The sequence below is a fragment of the Mesorhizobium sp. M4A.F.Ca.ET.022.05.2.1 genome (genome assembly GCF_003998845.1).
GTDB lineage: Bacteria > Pseudomonadota > Alphaproteobacteria > Rhizobiales > Rhizobiaceae > Mesorhizobium.
The window spans coordinates 1-703 of record NZ_RZOJ01000798.1 but is presented as its reverse complement, the minus strand read 5'-3'; the positions used below and the strand labels follow the sequence as shown (position 1 = coordinate 703).

At 67.0% G+C, this 703-nt stretch carries 1 protein-coding gene; it reads right to left on the bottom strand.

The window, feature by feature from the left end:
- On the bottom strand, positions 1-612 hold a 612-nt coding region (locus EN745_RS35485; protein ID WP_145992364.1), incomplete at its 3' end, for an NAD(P)/FAD-dependent oxidoreductase.
- Positions 613-703: the final 91 nt, after the last annotated feature.

Genomic DNA, 703 nt, shown 5'->3' with positions numbered 1-703 from the left:
GCCGAACAGTTGGCGCGGCACGATGTGGACGCCCTTGCGCACCGACAGCGTCGGGTCGGCGCCGCTCTCGGCAAGGTCGAGCGCGATCTCGGCGCCGGTGTTGCCCATGCCGATGACCAGCACCTTCCTGCCGATGAAGGGCGCGGCCTCGGTATAGTCGGCACTGTGCAGCAGCTTGCCCTTGAAGGTCTCGATGTCGGGAAAGGTGGGAACGATGGGCTCGGCATTGTTGCCGCTGGCGACGACGACATGGCGCGCCGTCAGCGCGTCGGATCCGATCTCGACCCGGAAACCGTCCTTGTCGCGGCGGATGGTGTCGACCGTCACGCCGAAGCGCGGCCTGAGCTCGAAACGTTCGGCATAGGCATCGAGATAGGCCACGACCTTCTCGCGCGGCACATAGCGCGGATGGTCGCTCGGGAACGGCACGAAGGGCAGCGAGGAGAAGGACTTCACCGTATGCAGATGCAGCCGCCGATAGTGCCGCCGCCAGGCAGGCGCCACCTGATCGGCCTTTTCGAGCATGATGAAATCCACCCCGGCCCGGCGCAGGCAAGCGCCGACGGCAAGGCCCGCCGGCCCGGCGCCGACAATCACGACATTGGTATCCAAGCGGTTTCCTCCCCTCCCAGGTCATGGCAGGCTATGCCGGGGGGTGTGGGCGGGACAAGTGGGGGTGCCCATCTCCCCCCTTGTGGGGGAG